Raw genomic sequence first — 1,127 nt, 5'->3', positions numbered from 1 at the left:
AGCAGGGAGCTGATGCTGCTGAAGGAGAACACACCTTCGCCGGCACTGTTGGCTGGACCACTCTCGTCCTGGTCGATCGGGGCCGAGAGCGTGAAGGTGTAGGCCCCCCGTCGCCTCGGTCAGCGCGAAGGTGAACACGGTTCCGCCGCCCACCTTCGTTGCAGTCAGGGTGTCGGTGGTGCCGTCGCTCGTGATCGCATAGCTCACCGCCGCGCCGCCCGACGTCAGCGTCGGCAGGCCGGCAGTGGAGCCGGAGAGAGTGAATTTGAGTGGTGTATCTGCGCCTGTATTGAACAGGTTCGACACGTTCCCGGTAGCCGAGACCTTGAAGCCGGTCTCACCGGTCGTCTCGCCGGCGAGCCCGTCCTCGTCGACCGTCGCCGTCTGCGTGTTGGTGCTCGCGGTCGGCTGGTCGTCGATGATGGCAAGCGTCAGCGCGCCGGCGGCCGCGGTGGCGCTGCTGCCGTCCTTGTCGGTCGCCGTCAGCAGGGAGCTGATGCTGCTGAAGGAGAACACACCTTCGCCGGCACTGTTGGCTGGACCACTCTCGTCCTGGTCGATCGGGGCCGAGAGCGTGAAGGTGTAGGCCCCCGTCGCCTCGGTCAGCGCGAAGGTGAACACCGTTCCGCCGCCCGTCTTTGTTGCAGTCAGGGTGTCGGTGGTGCCGTCGCTCGTGATCGCATAGCTCACCGCCGCGCCGCCCGACGTCAGCGTCGGCAGGCCGGCGGTGGAGCCGGAGAGCGTGTATGTGAGCGGCGTGTCCGCGCCTGTATTGAACAGGTTCGACACGTTCCCGGTGGCCGAGACCTTGAAGCCGGTCTCGCCGGTCGTCTCGCCGGCGAGCCCGTCCTCGTCGACCGTCGCCGTCTGCGTGTTGGTGCTCGCGGTCGGCTGGTCGTCGATGATGGCAAGCGTCAGCGCGCCAGAGGCCGCGGTGACGCTGCTGCCGTCTTTGTCGGTCGCCGTCAGCAGGGAGCTGATGCTGCTGAAGGAGAACACGCCCTCGCCGGCACTGTTGGCTGGACCACTCTCGTCCTGGTCGATCGGGGCCGAGAGCGTGAAGGTGTAGGCCCCCGTCGCCTCGGTCAGCGCGAAGGTGAACACGGTTCCGCCGCCCACCTTCGTTG

General features: G+C 67.3%; 1 protein-coding gene. It reads right to left on the bottom strand.

Annotated elements, in window-relative coordinates:
• Positions 1–1,104 (bottom strand): T1SS-143 repeat domain-containing protein (locus AC628_RS41800; RefSeq protein ID WP_210190349.1); only part of this gene is annotated, 1,104 nt, incomplete at its 3' end.
• Positions 1,105–1,127: the final 23 nt, after the last annotated feature.

Origin of the sequence: Bradyrhizobium sp. NAS96.2 (genome assembly GCF_001908235.1) — a bacterium.
In the GTDB taxonomy this organism is placed as follows: domain Bacteria; phylum Pseudomonadota; class Alphaproteobacteria; order Rhizobiales; family Xanthobacteraceae; genus Bradyrhizobium.
Note: the sequence above shows the minus strand (reverse complement) of the source record. Positions and strands in the feature narration are given on the sequence as shown.